At 70.9% G+C, this 21,766-nt stretch carries 18 protein-coding genes, 3 pseudogenes and 1 CRISPR repeat array; of the genes and pseudogenes, 14 read left to right on the top strand and 7 right to left on the bottom strand.

Translation table 11 applies throughout. The features are described from left to right. Window positions 1-675: 675 nt before the first annotated feature. Window positions 676-1,176, bottom strand: coding sequence for an aromatase/cyclase (locus ACGFSC_RS13405; RefSeq protein ID WP_359902412.1), 501 nt, complete (start codon window positions 1,174-1,176; stop codon window positions 676-678). A gap of 166 nt (window positions 1,177-1,342) precedes the next feature. Between ACGFSC_RS13405 and ACGFSC_RS13400 the strand changes: the two are divergent. Both ACGFSC_RS13400 and ACGFSC_RS13395 read left to right on the top strand, forming a co-directional pair. Beyond that, a pseudogene (locus ACGFSC_RS13400) lies at window positions 1,343-1,562 on the top strand (transposase); the annotation flags it as partial. Beyond that, window positions 1,558-1,857: a hypothetical protein gene (locus tag ACGFSC_RS13395; RefSeq protein ID WP_359902512.1), complete on the top strand. Its 300-nt coding sequence runs from the start codon at window positions 1,558-1,560 to the stop codon at window positions 1,855-1,857. The pseudogene ACGFSC_RS13400 and the gene ACGFSC_RS13395, both read left to right, overlap by 5 nt. 136 nt (window positions 1,858-1,993) lie before the next feature. On the opposite strand, the gene ACGFSC_RS13390 is transcribed toward ACGFSC_RS13395, so the two are convergent. Further along, the gene (locus ACGFSC_RS13390) at window positions 1,994-3,004 is read right to left on the bottom strand and encodes a quinone oxidoreductase (RefSeq protein ID WP_359902415.1); all 1,011 of its coding nucleotides are present in this window, start codon (window positions 3,002-3,004) and stop codon (window positions 1,994-1,996) included. A gap of 1,111 nt (window positions 3,005-4,115) precedes the next feature. Between ACGFSC_RS13390 and ACGFSC_RS13385 the strand changes: the two genes are divergently transcribed. Together ACGFSC_RS13385 and ACGFSC_RS13380 are read left to right on the top strand one after the other, a co-directional pair. Further along, window positions 4,116-4,928, top strand: coding sequence for a hypothetical protein (locus ACGFSC_RS13385; RefSeq protein WP_359902418.1), 813 nt, complete (start codon window positions 4,116-4,118; stop codon window positions 4,926-4,928). Window positions 4,929-5,066: 138 nt separating this feature from the next. Continuing rightward, window positions 5,067-5,549, top strand: a complete 483-nt coding sequence (locus ACGFSC_RS13380; protein WP_359902420.1) for an NUDIX domain-containing protein — start codon at window positions 5,067-5,069, stop codon at window positions 5,547-5,549. Between the two features lie 302 nt (window positions 5,550-5,851). On the opposite strand, the gene ACGFSC_RS13375 is transcribed toward ACGFSC_RS13380, so the two are convergent. Next, window positions 5,852-6,481 carry a DinB family protein gene (locus tag ACGFSC_RS13375; RefSeq protein WP_359902423.1) on the bottom strand — a complete coding sequence of 210 codons (630 nt, stop codon included), beginning with the start codon at window positions 6,479-6,481 and terminating at the stop codon, window positions 5,852-5,854. A 95-nt stretch (window positions 6,482-6,576) separates the two neighbouring features. Next, a complete protein-coding gene (locus tag ACGFSC_RS13370; RefSeq protein ID WP_359902426.1) occupies window positions 6,577-7,620 on the bottom strand; it encodes a hypothetical protein in 1,044 nt (347 codons plus the stop codon). Window positions 7,621-7,706: 86 nt separating this feature from the next. Between ACGFSC_RS13370 and ACGFSC_RS13365 the strand changes: the two genes are divergently transcribed. The 3 genes from ACGFSC_RS13365 (at window position 7,707) to uppS (ending at window position 9,633) form a co-directional block, all read left to right on the top strand. Beyond that, a complete protein-coding gene (locus ACGFSC_RS13365) occupies window positions 7,707-8,006 on the top strand; it encodes a helix-turn-helix transcriptional regulator (protein WP_359902429.1) in 300 nt (99 codons plus the stop codon). Further along, the gene (locus tag ACGFSC_RS13360; RefSeq protein ID WP_359902432.1) at window positions 8,003-8,791 is read left to right on the top strand and encodes a hypothetical protein; all 789 of its coding nucleotides are present in this window, start codon (window positions 8,003-8,005) and stop codon (window positions 8,789-8,791) included. The genes ACGFSC_RS13365 and ACGFSC_RS13360 overlap by 4 nt, the downstream gene beginning before the upstream one ends. Window positions 8,792-8,856: 65 nt before the next feature. After that, window positions 8,857-9,633 (top strand): polyprenyl diphosphate synthase, encoded by a 777-nt coding sequence (gene uppS / locus ACGFSC_RS13355; protein ID WP_359902435.1) that lies wholly within the window; start codon window positions 8,857-8,859, stop codon window positions 9,631-9,633. Between the two features lie 162 nt (window positions 9,634-9,795). Here uppS and ACGFSC_RS13350 read toward each other — a convergent pair whose 3' ends face one another. Continuing rightward, entirely contained in the window at window positions 9,796-11,733 is a 1,938-nt protein-coding gene (locus tag ACGFSC_RS13350) for a BTAD domain-containing putative transcriptional regulator (RefSeq protein WP_359902438.1), read from the bottom strand. A 115-nt stretch (window positions 11,734-11,848) separates the two neighbouring features. Here ACGFSC_RS13350 and ACGFSC_RS13345 point away from each other — a divergent pair, with 115 nt between their 5' ends. Further along, window positions 11,849-12,727, top strand: coding sequence for an alpha/beta hydrolase (locus ACGFSC_RS13345; protein ID WP_359902441.1), 879 nt, complete (start codon window positions 11,849-11,851; stop codon window positions 12,725-12,727). A gap of 257 nt (window positions 12,728-12,984) precedes the next feature. On the opposite strand, the pseudogene ACGFSC_RS13340 reads toward ACGFSC_RS13345, so the two are convergent. Continuing rightward, window positions 12,985-13,842: pseudogene (locus tag ACGFSC_RS13340) on the bottom strand (Tn3 family transposase); the annotation flags it as partial. Between the two features lie 127 nt (window positions 13,843-13,969). On the opposite strand from ACGFSC_RS13340, the gene ACGFSC_RS13335 reads away from it, so the two are divergent. The 4 genes from ACGFSC_RS13335 (at window position 13,970) to ACGFSC_RS13320 (ending at window position 17,261) form a co-directional block, all read left to right on the top strand. After that, on the top strand, window positions 13,970-14,125 hold the full coding sequence (locus ACGFSC_RS13335; protein ID WP_359902443.1) for a hypothetical protein: 156 nt from the start codon (window positions 13,970-13,972) through the stop codon (window positions 14,123-14,125). A 314-nt stretch (window positions 14,126-14,439) separates the two neighbouring features. Next, complete coding sequence (locus ACGFSC_RS13330) at window positions 14,440-15,372, top strand: hypothetical protein (RefSeq protein WP_359902446.1); 933 nt, start codon at window positions 14,440-14,442, stop codon at window positions 15,370-15,372. Between the two features lie 286 nt (window positions 15,373-15,658). After that, a complete protein-coding gene (locus tag ACGFSC_RS13325; protein ID WP_359902448.1) occupies window positions 15,659-16,219 on the top strand; it encodes an SMI1/KNR4 family protein in 561 nt (186 codons plus the stop codon). A 406-nt stretch (window positions 16,220-16,625) separates the two neighbouring features. Further along, on the top strand, window positions 16,626-17,261 hold the full coding sequence (locus ACGFSC_RS13320; protein WP_392863411.1) for a DUF7003 family protein: 636 nt from the start codon (window positions 16,626-16,628) through the stop codon (window positions 17,259-17,261). Between the two features lie 356 nt (window positions 17,262-17,617). Here the strand turns inward: ACGFSC_RS13320 and ACGFSC_RS13315 are convergent. Then, a pseudogene (locus tag ACGFSC_RS13315) lies at window positions 17,618-18,938 on the bottom strand (UDP-glucose dehydrogenase family protein). A gap of 141 nt (window positions 18,939-19,079) precedes the next feature. After that, a CRISPR array of direct repeats spans window positions 19,080-19,473; the repeat unit is 22 nt; unit sequence GAGCTATCCCCGCGCGTGCGGG. 240 nt (window positions 19,474-19,713) lie between these two features. Between ACGFSC_RS13315 and ACGFSC_RS13310 the strand changes: the two are divergent. Together ACGFSC_RS13310 and ACGFSC_RS13305 are read left to right on the top strand one after the other, a co-directional pair. Beyond that, window positions 19,714-20,301, top strand: coding sequence for an SMI1/KNR4 family protein (locus ACGFSC_RS13310; protein ID WP_359902454.1), 588 nt, complete (start codon window positions 19,714-19,716; stop codon window positions 20,299-20,301). Between the two features lie 432 nt (window positions 20,302-20,733). Further along, window positions 20,734-21,600 (top strand): S1 RNA-binding domain-containing protein, encoded by an 867-nt coding sequence (locus ACGFSC_RS13305; protein WP_359902456.1) that lies wholly within the window; start codon window positions 20,734-20,736, stop codon window positions 21,598-21,600. Window positions 21,601-21,766 lie beyond the last annotated feature (166 nt).

Below are 21,766 nucleotides of genomic sequence, written 5' to 3'. Positions count from 1 at the left end.
CCGATAACGCCGCGACCTGCTCGAATCTTCATCCGGAGTCGAGCCCGCACCCGCTCCCCGGAATCGTCAAGCGCCGCCGCTCCAGCGCCCACCTGGACATGGTGGAGCTGCGCCTTCTCCGCCGCCCGGTCGATCTCGGCCGGCGTCATCCCGTCCGCGTCCCGGCACACCAGCGCGGTGGAAGTGGTCCGTGTCCGGGCGGAGCTCCAGCTGCTCGTCGGCCGGGTGCAGCCAGCGTGCCGGGTGTCTCCCGGACGGCGCAGCTGCTCCGGGAGACGCTGGGGGATGCTCTTGATGTAGGTCTCGCCGACCACGACGTCCCCGGTACGCATCGCTGACTCCTCGTCCGTGCCTGTCTCCATCGTGCTGTGACCGGACAGCACGCCTTGCGAATGGACATCGAAGTTTGCGAGCACCATGGTTCAGTCACTCTGGATGATGGCTGAGCGAGATCTGCCGCCGAGCCGGGGCGCACTCTCTGGCTGCGGGGCGGCTACGGGACGGCGTGGTGGAACACCCCCTACCCCGGCGTCGCCGTCGGCCGGCGACCAGGACTGGCACCCCCCGCTCGCCAAGGTCGGCGGTGCGGCGGTCCCCCTCCGGCTCCCGGCCGCCTTCGCCCCGGCCGGGAGCCCGTGCTCGTGGGCGCGTTCAAGGCCGGCGTGTGAAGGCCGCTCAAGACTTGGACGAGCCGGCCGCGGCGAAGAGTCGTTCGGCCTCGGCCTTGACCGCCGCGAGGTCCTTGTGGCTGATCTGATCCACTGCCCGGCTCAGGACTTCTCCCAGGTCCTCGTCTCCGGGTTTCGCGCCGATGAGCCCGCCGACCAGGCCCTCCTGCGGGGCGAAGTCATGGGTGATGACCAGCTCCGTCGAACCGTCGGCAAGTTCCCTCACGCGCCATTCCCCACCCATGTGGCTCATCAACTGAGCTTTCTCCAGCTGCTCATAGGCGATGACCCGGCGATCCTGGTCGATGTCGCGCCGCGACACCCAGGACTGCTTCTGGCCGGCGACCTCGGCCACGATCCTGACGATCTGGTGGGTCGGGGAGCTCTCCGTGATCTGGACCTCGTGGGTCTGCGGGAAGATGCGGGCGTATCCCTCCACGTCGACCAGGACATCCCATACCTTCTCGACGGGGGCGTTGATCGTGATGGCGTGTTCCTTGTGCTGCATGAGGGTCCTTCCGGTGTTCGATCTGGCATGCGGCCGGAGGTGGAGTTCGTGTCCCCCGGTGTAGGGGATGCGCGCGGCCGTGCACGACGGGCGGACCTCCCCGACCCGGCCACCCGGACCATCCGCTGCCCTCCCCAGGACATCCCCGCCTACGCCGGGCAGCTGGCTGGTCGGCTGGGCGAAGAAATACCTGAACCTCACGGTCAGGACCGTCAACCGGCCCGAGGACGCGAAGGGGTTCGTCGTCCTGCCCCGCCGCTGGGTGGTCGAACGCTCGCACGCCTGGGTCATGCACGCCCGCCGACACGCCCGCGACTACGAACGCCTCGTCCGGCACTCCGAATCGCTGATCACCTGGGCCGCGATCACCCTCATGACCAGGTGCATCACCAAGCAGCAGTCCAGACGCCCGGGACAGCCGCCCTCCCGCCCAAGCCCAGCAGGACTGATCGTTCTCAACGCCGGCCGACCGATAGCCCTCCGCACCGCCGGAATGAGGTCTCCAAGAACGTCACGCCACCGCCGCCGGTCGCCCAGCTCATCGTCGCCCGCCCGGATGGCACCCCGCTCGGCGTCCTCGCCCTCGACGACCAGGATGCCGAGATCCTCGTCAAGTGCGTCCACGAGATGTCCGCCGACCGCTACGGCCCGCTGTTCGCCACGGACCTGGAAGGGGTGTGACCCCGGTACGCCAGAAACCCGCCAGAACTTGATCTTGGCCTGCTGAGTGCCTGACGTTGTCGGGGACCTCGGCGATGACGGTCGGCCATGCCCTCGACATCTCAGTCTCCAAGATCCCCGACCTCGTCACCCGCGATCAGCTCTGTGTCTCCTCGCGGCGTCCAATAGCGGCCGCATCGGGTACGACGAGCAGCTTGCCGGTGGTACGCCGAGCCTCCAGATCGCTGTGGGCCTGGGCGGCCTCGGACAATGCGTAGCGGCCCGTTACGGTGACCTCAAGCGCCTTGGAGCGCACCCACTCGAACACATCGGCGGCCCGTCGGAGCAGTTCGGACCGATCGGCGATGAAGTGCCCGAGGCTGGGCCGGATCAGGGTCAGCGAACCGCCGTGGGCGAGCCGAATCGGATCAAACGGCGGCACGGCACCACTTGCCGCGCCGAAGAGCACGAGATGGCCGCGGGTTCGCAGGCTGGCGAGGCTCGCATCGAAGGTGTGCGCGCCGACGCCGTCGAAGACGACCGGCAGTCCCTGACCGCCGTTGAGCCGCCTCACCTCGGCTGCGAGATCGTCGACTGCGGAGGAAAGGATCACCTCAGCGGCCCCGGCACGCTTCGCCAGCTCGGCCTTCGCCGTGGTCGACGTCGTGCCGATCACCCTGCCGCCGAGATGGGTGATGAGCTGGGTCAAAAGCAGCCCCATGCCACCAGCAGCCGCATGCACGAGCACCGTGTCGCCTCCCTGAACCGGGTAGGCGTCCTTCACGAGATAGTGCGCGGTCATGCCTTGGAGGAGCACGGCGGCGGCTGTCTCGAAGCCGATGTCGTCGGGCAGCGGCACCAGCCGGGAGGAGTCCACGACGGCCCGCTCGGCATACGTGCCGGGAATCTCCACCCAGCCGACCCGGTCCCCGACTGCGACGTCGGCGACGCCGGGTCCAACTTCGACGACCGTGCCGGCGCCCTCAGCGCCCGGGGTGAAGGGCAGCGGGAGGCTGTACCGGCCTTCGCGGTGGTAGACGTCGAGGAAGTTGACCCCGGATGCGGCGACCTCCACGACCGCTTGGCCCGGGCCCGGCGTCGGTTGATCAATATCGACCAGTCGCAGCACCTCGGGACCGCCCACTTCGGACATCTGAATCGCTCGCATGACCCCTCCTGAAACGGCAAACTTCCCTCACCAACTCCACCCGTGGCGATGCTATTTCCGCTCGCGGTGAGGTGTCGTAGCCGTCACGTTCAGGTCAGCGACATGAAGCCGGCCGTGCCGCGGACAGGCCCACCGAACCTCCTGAGCTGGCACGCTGAACGATGCTCGGCCGCAGCCTCGCCTCCGGATACTCCTCCGGCCTCGGGAACCGGCCCATCCGCTGGTACGACTTCAACGCCAGCAGCAGGGCCGGCTGATCTCCATCCGCGTCCATCCGCTCCGCCGCCCACGCCGCCTCCTCCCGCGTCCGCGCGAAGAACAGATGCAGCTCATGCGCACTGACCAGCCGCTTGAACCGCGGATACGCAGTCCGCTCGATCGAAGTCGTCCCCACGCCCCGCAAGATCCGGTAGCCAATGACGTTCCAGGCACCCGCGCCGCATCGTGCCGCCCGAGATCATGCCGCGGGCAGTCATCGGCTCGCGCAGGTGCCACCGGGTCCAGATGTGCTGGCCATCCAGGGGCACGGTCATCGTCTCCGTGTCGGTGAGGATCGGTTGCAGGGCCGCCCGTACCACCCCAGAATGACTTTCTATAACAGCCCTAGACCTCAGCCACCTACTCAGCCGGCGCCGCGCGCGCCCCTCACGTACGCGTGAAAACGGCGGTTCGGAAGGCTGGCCATGGAAGTGGTGACGGTAAGGCTGTTATAGAAAGTCATTCTGAGAGGACCGGAAAGACGCACCTCCGCAGATTCCTGGCGACCAGGAGCCCGAGGGATCATGTGACGGTCGAAACCTTCCTCCCATGGGCCTGAGTCTAGGAACGACCTCTGACAGCGACGGGTCCGCCGCCGAGCCGACAGCCCGGCCTTCGGGGAGGATCGCTCCGGGTGTCGGCGGTAGCGGTCGGTCTGCGCCGAGCCGGTTCGGAACGCGGCCGCAGGCGCGGAGTTGCCGGTCGGGGACGTGGTCGTACCGATGATGGCGCCAGGACCGGCACCCAAGACTTCGAGATCACCTCACGGCGGCTTGTGGGCGCCCCTGGCTGGACAGCGATCGACAACCCGCCTCCGGCACCTCTCTGACCGGCCTGTGACACCCTGGGTCCCATGCACACCCCAGCCGGCGGGCCCACCCCCAAGGAAGAGCTCCCAGTCCTCCACCCCGATCCCGAGCAGGTGCTCACCGACTGGCTGACGACCACCCCGCTCGGCGACAGCGCCCAGCTGAACTACCCGCGCGAGGTCATGCGCTGGATCGCGTACATCGGGGACCGGGTCTGGACCGCCGGCGGCCGCGACGTCAAGGACTGGAGCGCGGGCGCGGACAACGCCCGCACCCGCGCCTTCCTCGTCAGCGCCGTGCGCGGCTTCTACCAGCACGCCCAGCGCTTCGACCCCGGCATCGTCAACCCCGCCCCCAAGACCCTGCGCCCCTCCGTGGCCGACCTCCCCGGCCGCCCCGCCCTCACCCGCGCCGAGTCCACCCTCTACGTCTCCGCCCTGGACCGCTACAGCGGCCTGATGCCCCACCGCGCCCGCGCGCTCGGCTACCTCGTCCTCGGCCGCGGCCTGCGCGCCCACCAGGCCGTCGCCCTCGACGTCGAGGGCATCGTGCGCGAGCAGCACCGCACCACCGCCCTCGTCACCCTCAAGGGCGGCGGCACCGAGTTCCAGGAACTCCCCCCACCCGTCGCCCTCGCCGTCGAGGACTACCTCCCCCACCGCCGCACCGCCGCCCCCCACAGCAGCCCCGAGGCCGGCCCGCTGCTCACCAGCGGCCGCGGCCGCCGACTCGACCCCGCGCCCAGCGTGCGCGACCTCCTGCGCGCCGTCGCCTCCACCCACCCCCAGCTCACCCACCTCGCCGACACCCTCACCGCCGACGGCCTCGCCGCCAGCCCCAACCCCTTCCTCGGATAGGTCCCGCCGCCCATACCAGGGAGCGGTGGGCGGGACCCGGTGCGGACGGCGTCGAGCACGTCGGTGTCCGGCTGCCGAGGGCGCCCGCAATGACCGAATCTCGGCCGGAGCATCCTTTCCCCGTCTACGGTGGGGTCCGTGATTCCTGAGTACGTGTCGGCTCTTCGCAGGGCCGTCGGCCCCGACCACCTGCTGTGGCTGTCGGGGGTGGTCGCGGTGGTCCGTGACGGGAACGGACAGGTGCTGCTGCAGCGCCGGTCCGCCGGCGGTCCGTGGACACCGCTGAGCGGAATCGTGGAGCCGGACGAGGAGCCGGCCGCCGCGGTGGTGCGCGAGGTCGCGGAGGAGACCGGCGTGCAGGTTCTGGTGGAGCGCCTGGCCCAGGTGGGTACCTCCCCGCAGGTGCGGCACGGCAACGGCGACCTGGCGCAGTACCTGGAGCTGGTGTCCGCGTGCCGGCCGACGGGCCCGGGTCAGCCGGCCCGGGTCTGCGACGACGAATCGGTGGAGGTCGGCTGGTTCGCGCTGGACGCCCTGCCGCCGATGAGCGGGCGGATGCGGGAGATCATCGCGCTGGTCGAGAGGGACGAGCCGCAGGCGTGGTTCACGCCGGCGCCGTGAGGGTGCACCGACGCACCGGTGTCCGGCCGGCGTACGCGGCGTCCAGCCGGGCGCCCAGGGCACGGCGCGCGCCACTGGACCTCATGCCCGAGGTTCACCGCCGCCACAACGACGGGCACCCCGGGCCTGCTGGACGTCCTGATGAGCAGCCGGCTGGTTCGCCAGCAGGCCGCGACCATTCGACAAGGCGGAACCGGTCGCGCGGCTCGCACCCGCGCCGGTTCCCGTGGTACCTCGGGAGGCCGAAGACGCCAGTCTTCGGCCTCCCGAAGCGATCTGCACGCCGTCGCCGAGGGGCCGCGCTACAACAAGTCCATGTCGGTCGTGAAGGGCTGACGCTTCTGGCCGAGTTCGGTGACGGCTGCTTCGGCGGCGGCTTGCTCGATCTTCGCGCGCTGGGCTTCCCGGAAAGCCGCGTCGTGCCGCCCAGTCGCGTCGTGGGCTGTTGTCCCCGTCGAGCCGTCGACCTGTTCGCGCAGGATGTCGGCGTGTCCTGCGTGCCGGCTGGTCTCGGTGAGCATGTGAACCAGAACGTTGAAAAGCTTCACATCGGGGCGGGGCCACCAGGGCACGTAGCCGGCGGCGTCGATGGCGAGGGCGGTGATCGTCGCGTCTGCGTGCTCCCAGACACGACGGTAGCGGTCGGTGATCTCCTCGCGCGTCTCGTGCTCGGTCGCCCACATGTCGGCGTCGCGCTCCCCATCATCGTCCCAGCGGGGCACGGGCTCGGGGAACGGTCGGTCGAAGACTTCGCCGAAGTACCTCGCCTCCAGCATCGCCAGGTGCTTGACCAGGCCGAGAAGATTGGTGCCCGTCGAGGTCAGGGGCCGGCGGATGTCGTACTCGCCGAGCCCGTCGAGCTTCCAGAGCATTGTCTCGCGTAATTCTCGCAGATCGCCGTGCAGGTACTCTTTCGCGAAATCATCGATCATGGTGCACGAGCCTGTCACGCGCCGCTGGTGGGCTCAACGTGCGACCGGCACTCCCGGAGTGGCAAGTGCGTCCCCGTAGTGGGCGCGTCCCGCTGTCACTCCCGGCTTCCGGTTGCGGCCACACCGAAGGTGAGCGCGCCCGTCAGTAGCGCACAGGCGAGTGCGAAGGCCGCCCACTGTCCGATGGATTCGACGTGGTCGCCGAGCCCGAGCAGCTGCCAGGCGGTGTCCCGCAGCGCCAACGAGACCGGCAGTGTCAACGCGCCTGCGGTGGTCGCGATCCGGGCGGCCCGTCGCGTCCCCGATGCGGGAGGGGAGGCGGCGAACCGCAGGACGCTGTTGCAGATCATCACGAAGGCGAAGGTTCCGCCCGCGAAGACCGCGGCCTCCACGGTGAAGAGCAGCACCCCGGGCCAGCCCTCGCCGGAGGCCAGTCCCGTGGCGACCAGCAGGCCGGCGGTGAGGGCGGCCGCGGCGGCGAGCGGGGCGAAGCGCCGACGCACGAAGCCGAGCACCGTGCCGCGGCCGATCAGCGCGGCGAGTGCGCGCCCCGCGCGGGAGCGGGGGCCGGCGAGCAGGTTCGCGAGGGGCGCGAGGTCGTCCAGCCAGTCCCCGCCCGCACCGTCGGCCGCGTCGTCGGCCCCGCGTACCGGTTTCGGCAGCCGTCGGATCGCCCGGAGGTGCAGCAGCAGGCTCCCGGCCGTCACCCCGGTGAGCGGCAGCAGGGACGCGATCAGCCAGGGGGTGCCACCGTCCCAGGAAGCGCGGTCCGCCCGCGCGGCCACCGCCGCCCAGTCGGTGGCGAGCGTGGCGGCGACGAGCAGCGTGCAGACCAGCGCGGCCCGAAGTACCTGCTCGACCCGGTAGCGCGGAAGCGGCCGGTCGCGGCGGCACAGCAGCGCCCGGACCGCACCGAGCGCGCTGAGCAGGGGGACGAAGAACATGGTGAAGGTCACCACCGCGTCGTACGGATCGCCCTGCCAGGGGCTGCCCGCCCGCACCGAGCGGACCTGCGTCGTCAGGTAGGCGAACAGGGTGAAGGCGGCGGCGCCGGCGGCGGATGTCGACAGCGCCGCGGCCGCGGTGGGCCGAGCGGGGTGTCCGACGTCCAGCTGATCGATCGTCACGTCATTGCGCATGACGGCGATAGTACACATCGCGTAGTACGTGGCGCGTAGTTCGCGGCACGTAGTATGGTGCTCCGTCAGATCGGAAGGAACGACACATGCAAGCCAACGACGCCCAGACGCTGGTGCTCTGCGCGCTGGCCGACGGGCCGATGCACGGATACGCCATCAACACGGCGATCGAGGAGCTGACCGGGGAGCGGCTGGGCCCCGGCAGCCTGTACGGGGCGCTGGCCAGGCTGGAGACGAAGCGGCTGATCGAGCCGCTCGACGGGCAGGGCCGCCAGCGCCCGGTCCAGCTGACGCCCCTCGGCCGCGAGATCCTGGAACGAGAACTGCGCGCCATGGCCCGCGTTGCGAACGCGGGACTGCGGCGCCTGGGGGTGAACCCGGCGTGAGCATCGTCGCCCGGAGCCTGGTCAGGCTCTACCCGGACGCCTTCCGCGAGCGCTGGGGCTCGATGGTGGAGGACGAGGCCCGCGGCGCGGGCTGGAAGTCGTGGCCCAACCTGGTCGCGGGCATCGTGGACATGTGGCTGCACCCCGCCCACTGGCCCGCCGACTCCCCGGCGCAGCGCCAGCGGCGGGTGGCCACCATGGGGATCACGGTCGCCCTCGCCGCCTGGTTCCTGAGCCATTTGGCCGCCGAACAAGCCGGCCCCCTGCCCGCCGACGGCGTGCGGAACGGAGTCATGCACGGCTGCACCACCCTGCTGCTGCTCGGCATCGCCCTCGTCGCACCCCGGCCCCGGCCCACGCCGAGCGCCGCGATCACGCTGCTGGGGTGGGCGCTCCGCCGTCTCGCCGTACCCACGCTCCTCGGCACCACCGTGGTCGTCCTGGTGCACGGCGGCGTGGACGCGGACGCCTCGCCGCCCACCCTGCGCACCGCCGTGCTCGCCGCCTGGTGGATCTCCCTCGGCCTCGGCGCGATCCAGATCCCCCGCATCTTCACCGGCGTCGGCGCGGACGCCGTCGTGCCACCCGGCACCGGCCGCCTCCGGGCCGGCGTACGGACCCTCGCCGGTGCCAGCGCCACCGGCGGCGCGACCATCCTCGGACTCTCCATCGCCGCTGACGGATTCCACCCGCTCGGCGCCGGCATCGGCGTGGGCCTGCTCCTGCTGACGGCGGTGTGCGCGGGCACCCTGAGCGACCTGCGCGACCTGCCATCGGGGCCGTAGGCCGCACGACGCCCCCTGATTTGGGTCCGCCTGAACCGGCGGGCCGCTCCCATCCCACCTGGACGGTGCTCATGCCCGACCTGCTCCGCTCCCTCTACACCCGCCGCCTGCGCCGCGAGGTCATGGCGGGCCCACTGCCCCGGCACGTCGGGCTGATCATGGACGGCAACCGCCGCTGGGCCCGACAGATGGGCATGGCCAACCCGAGCCTCGGCCACAAGGCGGGCGCCGAACACGTCGAGGAGGTGCTCTCCTGGTGCGAGGCCCTGGGGATCAAGCACATCACCGTCTTCGTCTGCTCGACCGAGAACCTCCAACGCCGCGGCGACGCCGAAGTCACCTACCTGATGCGGCTGATCGAGCAGGTGGTCGCCGACCGCCTCACCCGCCCGGACGCCCGCTGGCAGATCCACCTCGCCGGAATGACCGACGCCCTGCCCGACAGCACCGCCCGCGCCCTCAAGGAGGCGGTCGAGGCCACCCGAACCTGCACCACCGGCGCCCACGTCACTCTGGCCGTCGGCTACGGCGGCCGCCAGGAGGTCATCGACGCCATGCGCGACCTGATGTACGCGCGGGCCGAAGCCGGCGCGTCACTGACCGAGGTTGCTGACGCCCTGACCGTCGACGACATCGCCCCGCACCTGTACACCGCCGGCCAGCCCGATCCCGACCTGGTCATCCGCACCAGCGGAGAGCAACGGCTCTCCAACTTCCTGCTCTGGCAGAGCGCCTACTCGGAGCTGTACTTCTGCGAGGCCTACTGGCCCGCGTTCCGCGAGGTCGACTTCCTGCGCGCCGTCCGCAGCTTCGCCGCAAGGCAGCGGCGCTACGGCAGCTGAACCGACCCGGAGACCCTCCGACAACTCGTCGCATCCACCCCGGAGGGACGATGGCCGACCTCTCCGGCAATACCGACGCAGGTCAACGACGTCATGCGACCTGATTCCGCCGGGGCCGTGGGGTGAGCGCGGACGGGCCCGGGGCTCGCGGATTGCGGTCGCTCACCCCGCTCCGGCGCATGCCTCCGCCTCTGCCAGGTACCGCGCCACCGGGCCCAGGGTCAGCATTCCGCTGGCGGCGCCGGCGTGTTCTGCACAGGCATCACGCAGGGCAGCCGCAGCGTGCGCGGCGATTCCCCGCTCGCCGAGGCGCACGGCGGCGTGGGCGGTCAGGCACCACATGGCCTCCTGCATGTGGTCACGCGGTGGCTCGGGCACCGCAGCGAGGGCGGTACGAGCCTGCTCGCCCCGGTCCTGGGCGAGCAGCACGAGGGGTCGCGTCCAGGGCCTGTACGGGCCCCAGTCGAGGTGCGGGTCGGTGGGCGCGGGCCGGCTGTGCAGCAGGCGCAGTCCCAGTAGGGCGAGCGGGAACAGGCCGCGGTGCAGCCCCGGCATTCCGGCCGTCCGGAGGGCGTCCTCGGCAGCGCGGTAGTGCGCTGCTGCCGTGGCGGCGGTCGGTCCGCCGGGTTCGGCGCTGCGGGCGGCCGTGGCCCGGGCCCTGAACCACCCGGTGAGGACGGGGACGAGGGGCGCCTCGGTGGTGGCGGCGAGCTGGTCGGCCGCGTTGGCGTGCGCGGTCGCGGCGTCGAGGTCGCCGAGGGCCGAGGCCGATTGCAGGCGGACGAGTCGGCCGAGCACGGCGAAGTTCGGCAGCTCGTGCCGGGTGGACAAGTCGAGGATCTCGGCGCCGGTCCTGTCCCGTGCGGCCGCGAGCCCGGGGCTGCTGAAGGACTGCAGGAACACCCCGTTGAGGGCGAAGGCCAGCAGGGCGGGATCGGCCAGGTCCCGTGCCAGCTCCTCGGCCTGACGCGCCGCCTGCTGCGCGTGCTTCAGCTCGGTCCCGGACAGATCGGCGCTGCGGCTCTCGACGGCGACCGTGGCCAGGAGGCGGGCGCGCAGGTCGGCGGGGCCGTCTGGGCCCAGCCCTGTGAGCGTGCGCTCGGCAGCCGCGACGACGGCGCGGGACTGCTCGGGGTCGTCGGCCCGGCTCCAGATGGCGGGCACGTCGTAGGCGCCGATGATCCGGGCGGTCAGGGAGAGGTCTCCCGTGCGTTCCGCCGCCTGGATGGCGGCGAGGCGGTCGCGCCGCGAGCGCACGAGGGCGTCGCCACCCGCCAGTGCGAGGGTGCGGGCCAGATCCACGGTGGTGCGCGGGCCGAGCCGGACACCAGGGCCGGTCCACGCCGTACGTGCTCCTTCGGGGGGCGCGGACCCGTTGAGGATGTCCGTCTCCAGGCGCTGAAGGTCGCCACCGGGGTCGAGTCCGAGTTGGTCAACGAGCATCGCGCGGGCACGGCGGAGGGTGGCCAGCGCGTCGGCCCGGCGGCCCGCGCGGTACAGCGCGCGGGCAAGCAGCTCCCAGGCCGGCTCGCGCCACGGGTGTTCGGCGACATGGGCACCCAGTTCGGCGACGAGATCGGCCCCTTCCCCGGAGTCGAGGAGGATCCGGGCGCGCAGTTCCACCCCCTCCAACCTCAATTCCTCCAGCCGGGTCCGCTCGCGCTGCGCCCATGCGGAGCCGGTCACATCGGCGTAGGCGGGTCCTCGCCAGGCCGCGAGTGCCGCGCCGAGGCCGATCACCGCGGCGGGGTTGCGGCGGGCTCGGGCCAGGGTGTCCTGGAAGCGATGGACGTCCACGTCCTCGCGCGGCAGGCGCAGCGCGTAGCCGGGACCTTCGGTGACGATGACGCGCGGCGGATTGCGGGGCGGTCGGTCGGGTTCGAGGGCGCGGCGCAGCGCGGCGACGAAGGTACGCAAAGCGCCGACGGCGCGGGCAGGCGGATCGGTCCACAGGTCATTGACGAGGGTGTCGGTGGTGACCATCCGTCCCTCGGCGGCGACGAGCCGGGCGAGTACCTCACGATGGCGGGGTCCGCCCAGGTCGACCGGGCTGCCGTCGTCGTGGAGGGCCCGCACCACACCGAGCACGTCGATTCGCATGCCCTCATCCTCCGTGCCGGGGGTCGGCTGCGCCCAACCGCACTGATCGGTTGCTGATCGCCGTCGCCCAAGCTGATGATCCGGTCAAGTCCCCGACCCGAAAGGGTGGTCCTTCATGACGCTCACCATTCCCGGCTTCGATCACGTCCGCCTGCCCGGTGCGGACGGTGTGGAGCTGGCTGCAGCTGTCGGCGGCAGCGGAAGCCCGGTCGTGCTGTTGCACGGTTTTCCCCAGACCCACCTGATGTGGCGACACGTCGCCGAGCGGCTCGCCGACGAGCACACGGTGATCTGTCCTGACCTGCGGGGCTACGGCGCCAGCGACAAGCCGGCGGCCACCGACCCCGATGTGTACGCCAAGCGCACCATGGCCGCCGACGTCGTGTCCCTGGCGGCGGCGCTCGGCCACGAGCGCTTTGCCCTCGTCGGCCACGACCGAGGCGCCCTGGTCGCCTTCCGGGCGGGGTTGGACCACCCTGAGACCATCACGCACCTGGGCATCCTCGACGTCGTGCCGACGCTCGACATGTGGAACGTCCTGCATGGCGTCTCGGCGGCGGTCGGCTACCACCTCTTCCTGATGGCGCAGCCGCCGGGCCTGCCGGAGACGATGATCGCAGGCAGCGCGGACGCGTTCTTCGGCTCGTTCCTCGACGCCTGGGCCAACGACCCGACCACCATGCCCGAGGACGTACGTGCCGAATACCTGCGCGCGAGCGCCGCGGCAGTGACGTCGATCGTCGCGGACTACCGGGCCTCGGCGGACATCGACGTCACGCACGACCAAGCGGACCTGGACGCCGGGTCGCAGCTGGCCATGCCCGTGACGGTCGTCCAGCAGGACTGGGGCGCGCGGCTCGGCTACGACGCTGCCGGGGTGTGGAAGGCGTGGGCGCCGGACCTGGACCACCGGCTGACCCGCGCCGGGCACTTCATGGCCGAAGAGGCACCCGACGAGATCGCGGCCGCGATCCGGGGCCTGCTGGCCCGCTGAGCCCCCTGCTCTCGACTCGTCGGCTGGGCCACGGTCGGTCGGCGAGCGCCAGGTTTTCGGCGATCAGCCTTCTTTTCTTGCGCTGGGTCCCCAGGCGGTGCCGCCCGGCCTACCCGGGGTGCAACGAACGGCCCAACGTCTTGGGTGCGCCGGCGGTCAGTCCTCTTCCTCGTCGTCCTCGGCCGCGGGGTCGCGGAAGGGTCGCAGGCCCTGGCCGGGGCCGCTGGCCGTGATGTTGAACAGGTAGCGGCCCAGGAAGTGAAGCGGAAGCCGAGCATCTTGTACAGGCCGAACGCCATGTCCGAGTACGAGGCGTTGTCGGTCGCGACCATCTCCGGCTTCACCCCGCCGTCGAGGTTCAGCAGGGTGTCCAGCGTGTACAGGCTGTCGCGCGGTGTGCCGCGCACCACCATCGCGCCGATCCCCGCCACCTGGTCGTGAACTGCATTGAGCCAGGTCACGCCCCGTTTGTAGCCGTAATACTTGGGCGAGGGACCGGTGTTGATGCTCTTGACCGGGACGACGAAGCGCAGCCCGTCGACGGAGGCGAGCAGCCCGCCGCCCCACATCTGGGCCAACTCGATACGGGACTGGGCAGTGATGAGCGCGGCGTTCGCCGCGGCGATGGTGTCGGCGCGCACGTAGTTCTGGTCGACGTGGGACAGGCGCGAGCGGCTCAGCGCCTTGTTCTCCGTGTCGATGACCGGGGTCAGGCCGATGTTGCAGCTCTGGGATACCAGCAGCGCGACCGGGGAGACGAGCAGGCCCTCCATGCGGGTGCGCCGCTCGGAGACGTGGCCGAAGGCGTCGAGGAACCCGGTCCAGGAATGGACCTCGAACAGCAGGTCCGGCAGCTCGATCCGGGGGAGCATCGCCTCCGTGGTGTTCTTCAGCCAGGTCAGCGACTCCGGCTCACCCACCGCACCCAGCTTGTCCACCGACAACTTGGCCCTGCCGCCACCCTCGGGGACGACGACCTCCACCTTCGCGTCGTCACCGGCCTCTTGAAGCCGGTCGGCCATCTGCCGCCACGCGGCATCCAGACCCCGGACCAGCTGGTCCAGGTGCTCGGCGGCAGCTTCGGACAGGGACAGGCCCGCCAGCACGTCCGCCTCGGCCGACCCGTCGTCCTCCGGCACCTGGGCCTCCACGGTCGCCACCGCCCCCGCGACCGCGACCGCCGTACGCGGCACGGTCTCCTCGACCGCCGCCCACAACGCGCCGACGTCCAGGTCCGTATCGATGATCACCACCGTCAGCACCCGGGAACCCGCCGTCCAGGAACCGGGACCGGCCGGCGCCGCCCGCGCCCTGCGCGCGGCACTGCCCGGCCAGAACACCCTCAGCCCCGCCGAACAGCAACTCCTGACGGAATGGCTCCGGCGACTGTCCGCATAGCCGCCCGGTCATCCGGGCAGGGAGGCCGCAGCGGCGACGCCCGTCATCCTCCGGTTCACCCGGGCATGTGCAGGGCAGCGGAACGGGACCGCTGGTGGCGGCCCAGGAACCGGCGCCACGCGGTGCGGACCGAGCCGGCGATCGCCGCGAACGAGCCGGCGATCGCCGCGAACGAGCCGGTGGGCGTGGCGCTCGGCAGCCGCCGGCCGCTGAAGGTGACGATCGCACTCGCGCTGACGAACGCCGGGAGGCCCCCGGGAGGGCATCATCCGGTACGGCACTAGGATCTCCGAGCCGGTATCAAGGGGGGCAGCGTGGCCATCGCCATAGTCGACGCCGTCAGGCTCGCGAAGGAGAACCGCCGGAGGTACGAGCGTCTGCTGGAGTGCAAGGAGGAGCTCGATCAGCGGGCCGCGGCCGAGAACGCCGCCCAGCAGAAGGCACGGCAGGCGCTCTACGACGAGGCCCTGGTCCCCTTCTGCGAGGCGTTCCGGCGTCTTGAGCGCGTCAATCCGGTCGAGCCGGCCTCGATCGAGATGCCGAACGTCGGCGACGTGGTGGGCATCGAGCTTCGACGGCTGCGCGAACGTGCCGTGGCGGCCGCGGCCGGCACGCTGGCGGGCAGCGCGCTCGTCGGGTCCGGTGCAGGGCTGGGCGCCTATCTCGCGGTGGGAGCTTTCGCCTCCGCCTCGACCGGCACGGCGATCTCGGGATTGTCCGGGGCGGCGGCCAGCAGTGCCACGCTCGCGTGGTTCGGCGGCGGGTCTCTGGCCGCGGGCGGTGGCGGGATGGCGGCCGGGACGACGGTGCTGTCCCTGATCGTCGCGGCTCCGGCCGTCCTCTCGCTGGCCGCCATCGGGGAGTGGCAGAGCCGCAGACTCAGGCGCGGCGAACAGGAGAAGGCACAGGCCCTGGAACGGGCCGAGACGGATATGAGCGAGGTGGAGGACGCCGCGTCCGCGGTCTACGAGCGCAGCAGGGACACCCGGCGCGTCCTGCGGGACCTCCGGTTCATGATCGTGGAACGGCTGCCGTCGTTCACCGCGCTGGTCGAAGCGTGTGACGAGTTCGCCCACTACGATTCCCGCCGACACACGGAGGTGGTGACGATGGTGGATCTCGCCGGCCTCGCCGTCTTGGTCATGAGTTGCCCGATCACTGACGCGGACGGACGGATGACCGAGGAATCGGGGCGGGTCGTCGCCGACGCCCGGGCCCGGCTGCAGGCGATGGAAACCAGGTCGTGAGGTCCGTACCGGGCTCGTCCGGGCGCTCTGCGACCCCCTTGGCGCCGGCCACGCCGCCTGGGCCGTTGCCGACACGGCCGCCCGGCGCCGGGCGGCGGCGACCGTCGAGACGCTGCGGACGCAGGAGACAGTGCGGGACGGCCGGCGGATCTCCCGGCAGCGAGGTCACCGAGTTCTCCTCGCGGGGACCTGATCAATAGGCTGTCTCAAGCCGCGGTGGTTGGGCCGCGCGCACATTCGAACGCTCGGCGGAGCCTCTGCCCGAGTTCTCCGAGAGGCGCTGCTGATGCACCCGAGTGTTGCCCGACTGGCTGGGATTCTGCCGCAGCACCCCGGAGCCGGCGATCCCATCGACTGGGACGAGGCGGCCCAAAGGTGGGGCACTCCATTTCCGGCGGACTACCGCGACTTCGTCTCCCTCTACGGTGGTGGGTCGATCAATTGCTCGCTCTCCATAGGACTGCCGCTGGAGGTCGCCCGGGGTTCTCGCGGCCCCCTGCTCTTCGAGGAGTTGATCGAGTGCGGGTACGAGCTGCTCGATCTGGATCCCGCCGACGGCCCAGCCCTGGAGGGGAAGATCTCATGGGCCGTGGATTGCAGCGCCAGCCAGGCGTTCTGGGACACCACGGATCCGGATCCCGACAGGTGGACCACCCTCGTACTCACCCGCGATGGTGACTGGGTCGAGTACGACTGCGGCATGGTCGACTTCCTCGTCGGGTTCCTGACCGGCGAGATCAGTCCTCAACCCATGGGCATGTTCTCCCCCGACCAGCCGGTCTTCCTGAACTGGCGGGAGGAACGACGCCTCAAGGAGGAGGGCATCGACCCCTGGCCCCACCTCTGACTGTCCGAAAGCCAGGGCTCCGGTCCAACTTCTACGGTGTGCCACCTCCCTGTGACCGTTGTTCTCTGCTCTTCCTGTCGGCTCCGGAGATCAGGGTGATGTCGGTGCGGGACAACGGCGACGTGATCCGGATCGGTGTCAGATCCCGGACGGTCACGGCTTGCTGCCCGGGGCTGGGGGAGCCGGTCGGGACGGGTTCACGGCTCCTACCTGCGGTTTCCCGCCGATCTTCCCCTGGCAGCACGGCGGGTGGTGCTGCGGCTTCGTGTCTGGCGCTTCACGTGCGAAGTCGTCTCCTGCGGGCGGCGGACGTTCGTCGAGCAGGTCACGGGCCTGAGCCGCCGCCACCGGGCAGCGGACTCCCGCCAGGGAGCGGCCGAGAGCCCGGTCCTAGCCTGGAGACGTGATGACAACCTCGTCGATCCTCGGACAGTTCGATCTCTGCGCGGACAAAGGAGAGTTCCCTGATCTCGACAACGGCTACTACTACCCGGTCGATGCGCGGATCCACTTGCTCGGCGACAGCACGCGCTGGGCCGTGGTCGCCGAACTGCTGGGTTACAACCCGCGCGGCGGCAACCTCATCGACGTCATGCACCGCTTCGGCAACTGCCTGACGCGCGGCGAGCCCGGGTTCGGCGACTTCCTGGCACGGGTGGACAACATGGAGGAGATCGATCCCGCCGGCGCCGAGGTCTACGCGGGAGGAGTCCGGGTGGTCGTCCGGGGCACCGCGCTGACGGTCGACGCCGACGCCGACACCCCTTTGCAGGACGTGTTCCGCCTGCTCGCGCCGGCGAACAGGACGCTCCTGCTGGCCGACGAGACGGAGCTGCGGGCCGGCATTCCCTCCGACCTGCCGGAGCTGATGCGACTTGACGAGTGGAACCAACCGGAGGACTTCTGGGACGTCATGCCCAGCGGTCACGAGACGTTCCGTATGATCGCCGAGGTCTTGGACTCCGGGGACCCGACCCGGTACCGACCGACGCTCCCGGCGAACACCCACTGGTCCCACTGGCCGGACGCCGGAACTCTGTAGATCGTCTGCCCGACCGCTGCCGACACAACTGTGCTTCCGGCCCTGCGTTCCTGCGTTCCTGCGTTCCTGCGTTCCTGCGTTCCTGCGTTCCTGCGTTCCTGCGTTCCTGCGTTCCTGCGTTCCTGCGTTCCTGCGTTCCTGCGAAAGCCTGTCACCGTTGCGCAGGGCCGCCGACCGCCCGCTTCTACGGACGAACCCAGATCCCCCGACCGCAGACTCCTATCAGTACTGGACCCCCTCGGGCGGAGGTGCACCGTCCGCCCCCTCGGAGAGCGTCGTTCCGGCGGACCGGCAGGAATCACCGCCCGATCGGGACCTGCTTCGAGTCTGCAGCCCTGCCCCTCGATGGGGCTGCGCTACTTTCCGGGCCTGCCGAGCTGGTGGATGCGCCAGCCCGCCGCGCGCCAGGGCTCGGGGTCGAGGGTGGTGCGGCAGTCGACCAGGAGGGGGTCGGCGGGCAGATCCAGCAGTGCACCGGGGTCCGCCCGCCAGTACTCGGACCACTCGGTCGCCAGGACCACCAGCTCGGCGCCGGCCAGTGCGGCGGGCAGGTCCGCGGTGAAGTCGAGTTCGGGGTTGCGGACCATCGCGTTGGCGACGGCCTGCGGGTCGTGCACGGTGACCACGGCGCCGGCCCGGTACAGGGCGAGGGCCAGGGCCAGGGCGGGGGACTCCCGGACGTCGGAGGTGCCGGGCTTGAACGCCGCACCCAGCACGGTGACCCGGGCGTCCCGGAGCGGCCGGTCGCCGAGGGCGTCGGCGACGAGGTCCATCGCGACGCCGATGCGGGACTCGTTGATCCCCTCGGCGGCGAGCAGCAGGTCGGCGGCGCCGCCGGCACCGCTGCCGGGCCGAGGCGGTGAACGCGCGGACGTCCTTGGGCAGGCAGCCGCCGCCGTAGCCGATGCCCGGCCGCATGCCGCCCGCGCCGATCCGCGGGTCGACGCCGAGGATCTCCACGATCCGGGCGATGTCGGCGCCGGCGGCCTCGCACATGTCCGCGACCGCGTTGATGTAGGAGATCTTGAGACCGAGGAAGGTGTTGGCGGCGCCTTTGGCGAGTTCGGCGGTCGCCGGGTCGCAGACGAACAACGGGACACCGGCGTCCAGAATGCCGGCGTACACCTCGCGGATCGCCTTCTCGCCCTCGGCGCCGGTGACCCCGGCGATGATGCGGTCCGGGCGCAGCGTGTCCTCCACGGCATGGCCCTCGCGCAGGAACTCGGGGTTCCACACCACCTCGACTCCGGTGCCCGCCGGGGCCAGTCGCTGGACGAGAGCGGTGACCTCGGCAGTGGTGCCGACGGTGACCGTCGACTTCCCGACGATGGTGCAGGGCTCGGTGAGGTGGAGGGCGAGCCGGCGGACGGCGCCGAAGACCTGGCCCGTGTCGTAGGAGCGGCCGTCGGCGTCGATGGGGGTACCGACGCCGATGAAGTGCAGCTCGGCGAACGCGGCCGCCTCCGCGATGTCGGCGGTGAACCGCAGACGGCCGCTGCCGACGTGCCGGGCCAGCAACTCGGGCAGGCCGGGCTCGAAGATCGGGCACTCGCCGGCGTTGAGCCGCTCGACCTTTTCGCGGTCGACGTCCACGCCGACGACCTCGTGGCCGAGCTCGGCCATCGCCGCCGCGTGCGGAATGCCGAGGTGGCCGCAGCCGATCACGGAGACGCGCATGGAGGGTCCTTGTCTGAGCAAGAGGCGCACCGTCACTCTGTGCACCCATGACGCTACCGGGTGTCGGGTGGGTCGGAGGAGCGGATGTGGGGTCAACTGCTCAGAACTGGACGGACGCCACGCACTTGGCGTGGCTCGTCGGAGCCATCCCCGCGCGTGCGGGGCCGACACGGTCGCGTACATCCGCCGAAGTTCAGGAGTGGAGCTATCCCCGCGCGTGCGGGGCCGACAGCACGACGGCGTGACCTACCTGCCTGCCGCCAGAGCTATCCCCGCGCGTGTGGGGCCGACGAGTTACGACCGTCTGCCGGTACCGGAGACTCAGAGCTATCCCCGCGCGTGCGGGACCGACGAGCAGGCGGCGGTCCACCACGTCCGGGCCGTGGAGCTATCCCCGCGCGTGCGGGACCGACGAGGTCTACGCCATTGCCTCGCTGTCCGGCGTGGAGCTATCCCCGCGCGTGCGGGGCCGACATGTGGTTACATGGCAAGCGTCCGGCTAGGGTGGAGCTATCCCCGCGCGTGCGGGGCCGACACTTCCTGACCTGCCACGATCCGTCTCAGGGTACGCCAATTCATTCAGTTCGAATCCAGGCCCCGCTGGCTACACAGGGCCGACACTTCCCTTCCCGTTCCAGGGTCACCGGCCCCGCAGGTCGTTGGCGTCAATGAGTACGCGCCGCACAAAGATCGCGCTCACGGGACGGTTCTGGTCGACATCGGGATTCGCTGACCCGGCTTCCGATACGGTGGCGGGAACGAGAGAAGACGCTCCATGGATCCCCGCATTCTCCGCCTGCGCCGCAAGCTGGCCGCGATCCCGTTCCAACCGGTGCGCAGCCACTCCTTCGGGGAAGAGCAGCACAAGTTCCGCCTCGGTCCGAAGCTGACGGAAGCACGCGTCGCTGCGTTCGAGGCCGAACACGACATCATCGTGCCTGATTCCTACCGGCAGTTCCTCACGCACATCGGTGGCTCCGGGGCGGCACCGTTCTACGGTCTCATGCCGCTGGAGCGGTGCTCCCTGCTGGTCATGGATCCGCGCGGAGAACCGGGAGCACCGCGGGGCTTCGGAAGCCCGGAACCCGGGGCGCACGCACGCGACCTCTTCCTCCACATCATTGAGATGGGCTGCACCGACGTATGCGTCATCGCGGTGACCGGTCCTCTCGTGGGCCGCGTCCTCATCGGCAACAGCGACGGCTACTGGGGTCCCAACGTCTCCTCCGCCACCGACTTCCTCGACTGGTACGAACGCTGGCTCGACCACATGAGCGCCGGACTCGACAACCGGGCCCTGGAGCTCACCTCGCCTCGGCTTCGTGCCCATCCGAACCGCCATCGCCTGGCGCCAAGGATCTGACTTCCCGTAAGAGCGACACGGAAGTCCGAGTCAGGCCAGGACTCGTGGGCAGGGCCGCCCCGGGCCGTGGTCAGGACGACGGGTCGTTCCGGGCTTCGCTGTCAGCCGTGCCAGGGCTTCGCATGGTGCGCGGGCAGCATTGGTGGCCGCTGTCCCCGGAGGTCGCAACCGCGTTCATCTGCGGCAGCCGGCGCCATCAACGTCGCTGTCTCATGCCAAGCCCGTACATGCGGCCGGGTACTGCTCGGCGGACGGACGGACGAGCGGACGGGAACGGCATGCGGCGAGGACGTCCTTCGTGCGGTCGGAGCCGGTCCGCGCGTAGGCGGCGGTGCGCGCTGCGGGGCGGAGAAGGGCGGGGGAGCGCAGCGAACTGCAGACGGGCCGGACCGGCTCGGCCCCGCCTGAGCCGGATCCGACGCCCGCCTCCTGGTGGCCCACCCCTCCCTCCGTGAAAGGCTTGCCGGTATGCACGAAGCACCGGAGGACCGCGCCGTACGGAGCTTTCTGTCAGCGATCCGCGTCGGCGACCTGTGCGGCGGGGTCGTATCGGAGGCCACCCGTTCCGGGGTGGCGGTGACGTTGGACGGGTTCCCGGCGAGACCGCTGGGGTTCGTCGGCTCGTTGGACCTGCCCTGGGGGCGGCCTCGGACCGAGGGCGTGGAGGTCGGTCGGCGGATCACCGCTGAGGTCATCGCCGTCGACCGGCCCGCGGGCGGGGTGCGGCTGTCGATGGCAGCCACCGGGCACCCGGAGCTGTGGGCCTTTCTGAAGCTGCTCGCCCCCGGCGAGATCCTGGCCGGCACGGTCGCGTCGATCGAGTCGTTCGGCGTGTTCGTGGCGCTGGACGACGGGCCCGCCCATCCGGTCTTCCCGGGGGTCGGGTTCATCACGTTCCCCGAACTGTCCTGGTGTCGCTTCGAAACGGCCTCGGACATTGTCCGGGTCGGTGAGCGCGTCTCGTGCGAATTCCTCCAGTTCGACACCACGAACGGGGAGGCCAGGCTGTCCTTGCGGGCTACGCGGCCGGACCCCTTCCAGGACCTCGCCGACGACGTCGTGCCGGGCCGGACACTGCGCGGAAGGGTCACCGGGCTGGTTCCGTTCGGCGCTTTCGTCCAGGTGGCCGACGGGGTCGAGGGGCTGATCCACCTCAAGGACCTCGCACGGACACCCGTGCGGACACCGCAGGAGGTCGTAGGGGTCGGCGACGAAGTCCTGGTCGTCGTCACCGACATCGATCGAGGACGCCGAAAGCTGATGCTGTCGCGGCGGGAGCTCCCCTCCCGCCGATCGTGATCGTCCAAGGCGCGGCGCACTCGGTGCAGAGCCGGACGGCGAACCCGGCCGGGCGGGCCTCGTTCCCCCACGGGCCCGGGGCGCAGCCGAGGACGTCCTCGCTGCCGCGCCCGCGTCGGGGGTGAGACAGGAAAATCCTCCAGGGCTGCCTCTTCCGCGCGCTGCG

Source organism: Kitasatospora sp. NPDC048715 (genome assembly GCF_043198905.1).
Lineage (GTDB): Bacteria > Actinomycetota > Actinomycetes > Streptomycetales > Streptomycetaceae > Kitasatospora > Kitasatospora lactacystinica.
The sequence above is the reverse complement of the archived record's forward strand: the minus strand, read 5'-3'. Positions and strand labels throughout refer to the sequence as shown.

Bases quoted from the DNA above. Each gene is read 5' to 3' on its own strand.
- ACGFSC_RS13405 (WP_359902412.1), bottom strand. From the start codon at position 1,176: ATGCAGCACAAGGAACACGCCATCACGATCAACGCCCCCGTCGAGAAG.
- ACGFSC_RS13390 (WP_359902415.1), bottom strand. From the start codon at position 3,004: ATGCGAGCGATTCAGATGTCCGAAGTGGGCGGTCCCGAGGTGCTGCGA.
- ACGFSC_RS13385 (WP_359902418.1), top strand. From the start codon at position 4,116: ATGCACACCCCAGCCGGCGGGCCCACCCCCAAGGAAGAGCTCCCAGTC.
- ACGFSC_RS13375 (WP_359902423.1), bottom strand. From the start codon at position 6,481: ATGATCGATGATTTCGCGAAAGAGTACCTGCACGGCGATCTGCGAGAA.
- ACGFSC_RS13370 (WP_359902426.1), bottom strand. From the start codon at position 7,620: ATGCGCAATGACGTGACGATCGATCAGCTGGACGTCGGACACCCCGCT.
- ACGFSC_RS13365 (WP_359902429.1), top strand. From the start codon at position 7,707: ATGCAAGCCAACGACGCCCAGACGCTGGTGCTCTGCGCGCTGGCCGAC.
- ACGFSC_RS13350 (WP_359902438.1), bottom strand. From the start codon at position 11,733: ATGCGAATCGACGTGCTCGGTGTGGTGCGGGCCCTCCACGACGACGGC.
- ACGFSC_RS13345 (WP_359902441.1), top strand. From the start codon at position 11,849: ATGACGCTCACCATTCCCGGCTTCGATCACGTCCGCCTGCCCGGTGCG.
- ACGFSC_RS13335 (WP_359902443.1), top strand. From the start codon at position 13,970: ATGATCACCACCGTCAGCACCCGGGAACCCGCCGTCCAGGAACCGGGA.
- ACGFSC_RS13325 (WP_359902448.1), top strand. From the start codon at position 15,659: ATGCACCCGAGTGTTGCCCGACTGGCTGGGATTCTGCCGCAGCACCCC.
- ACGFSC_RS13320 (WP_392863411.1), top strand. From the start codon at position 16,626: ATGACAACCTCGTCGATCCTCGGACAGTTCGATCTCTGCGCGGACAAA.
- ACGFSC_RS13310 (WP_359902454.1), top strand. From the start codon at position 19,714: ATGGATCCCCGCATTCTCCGCCTGCGCCGCAAGCTGGCCGCGATCCCG.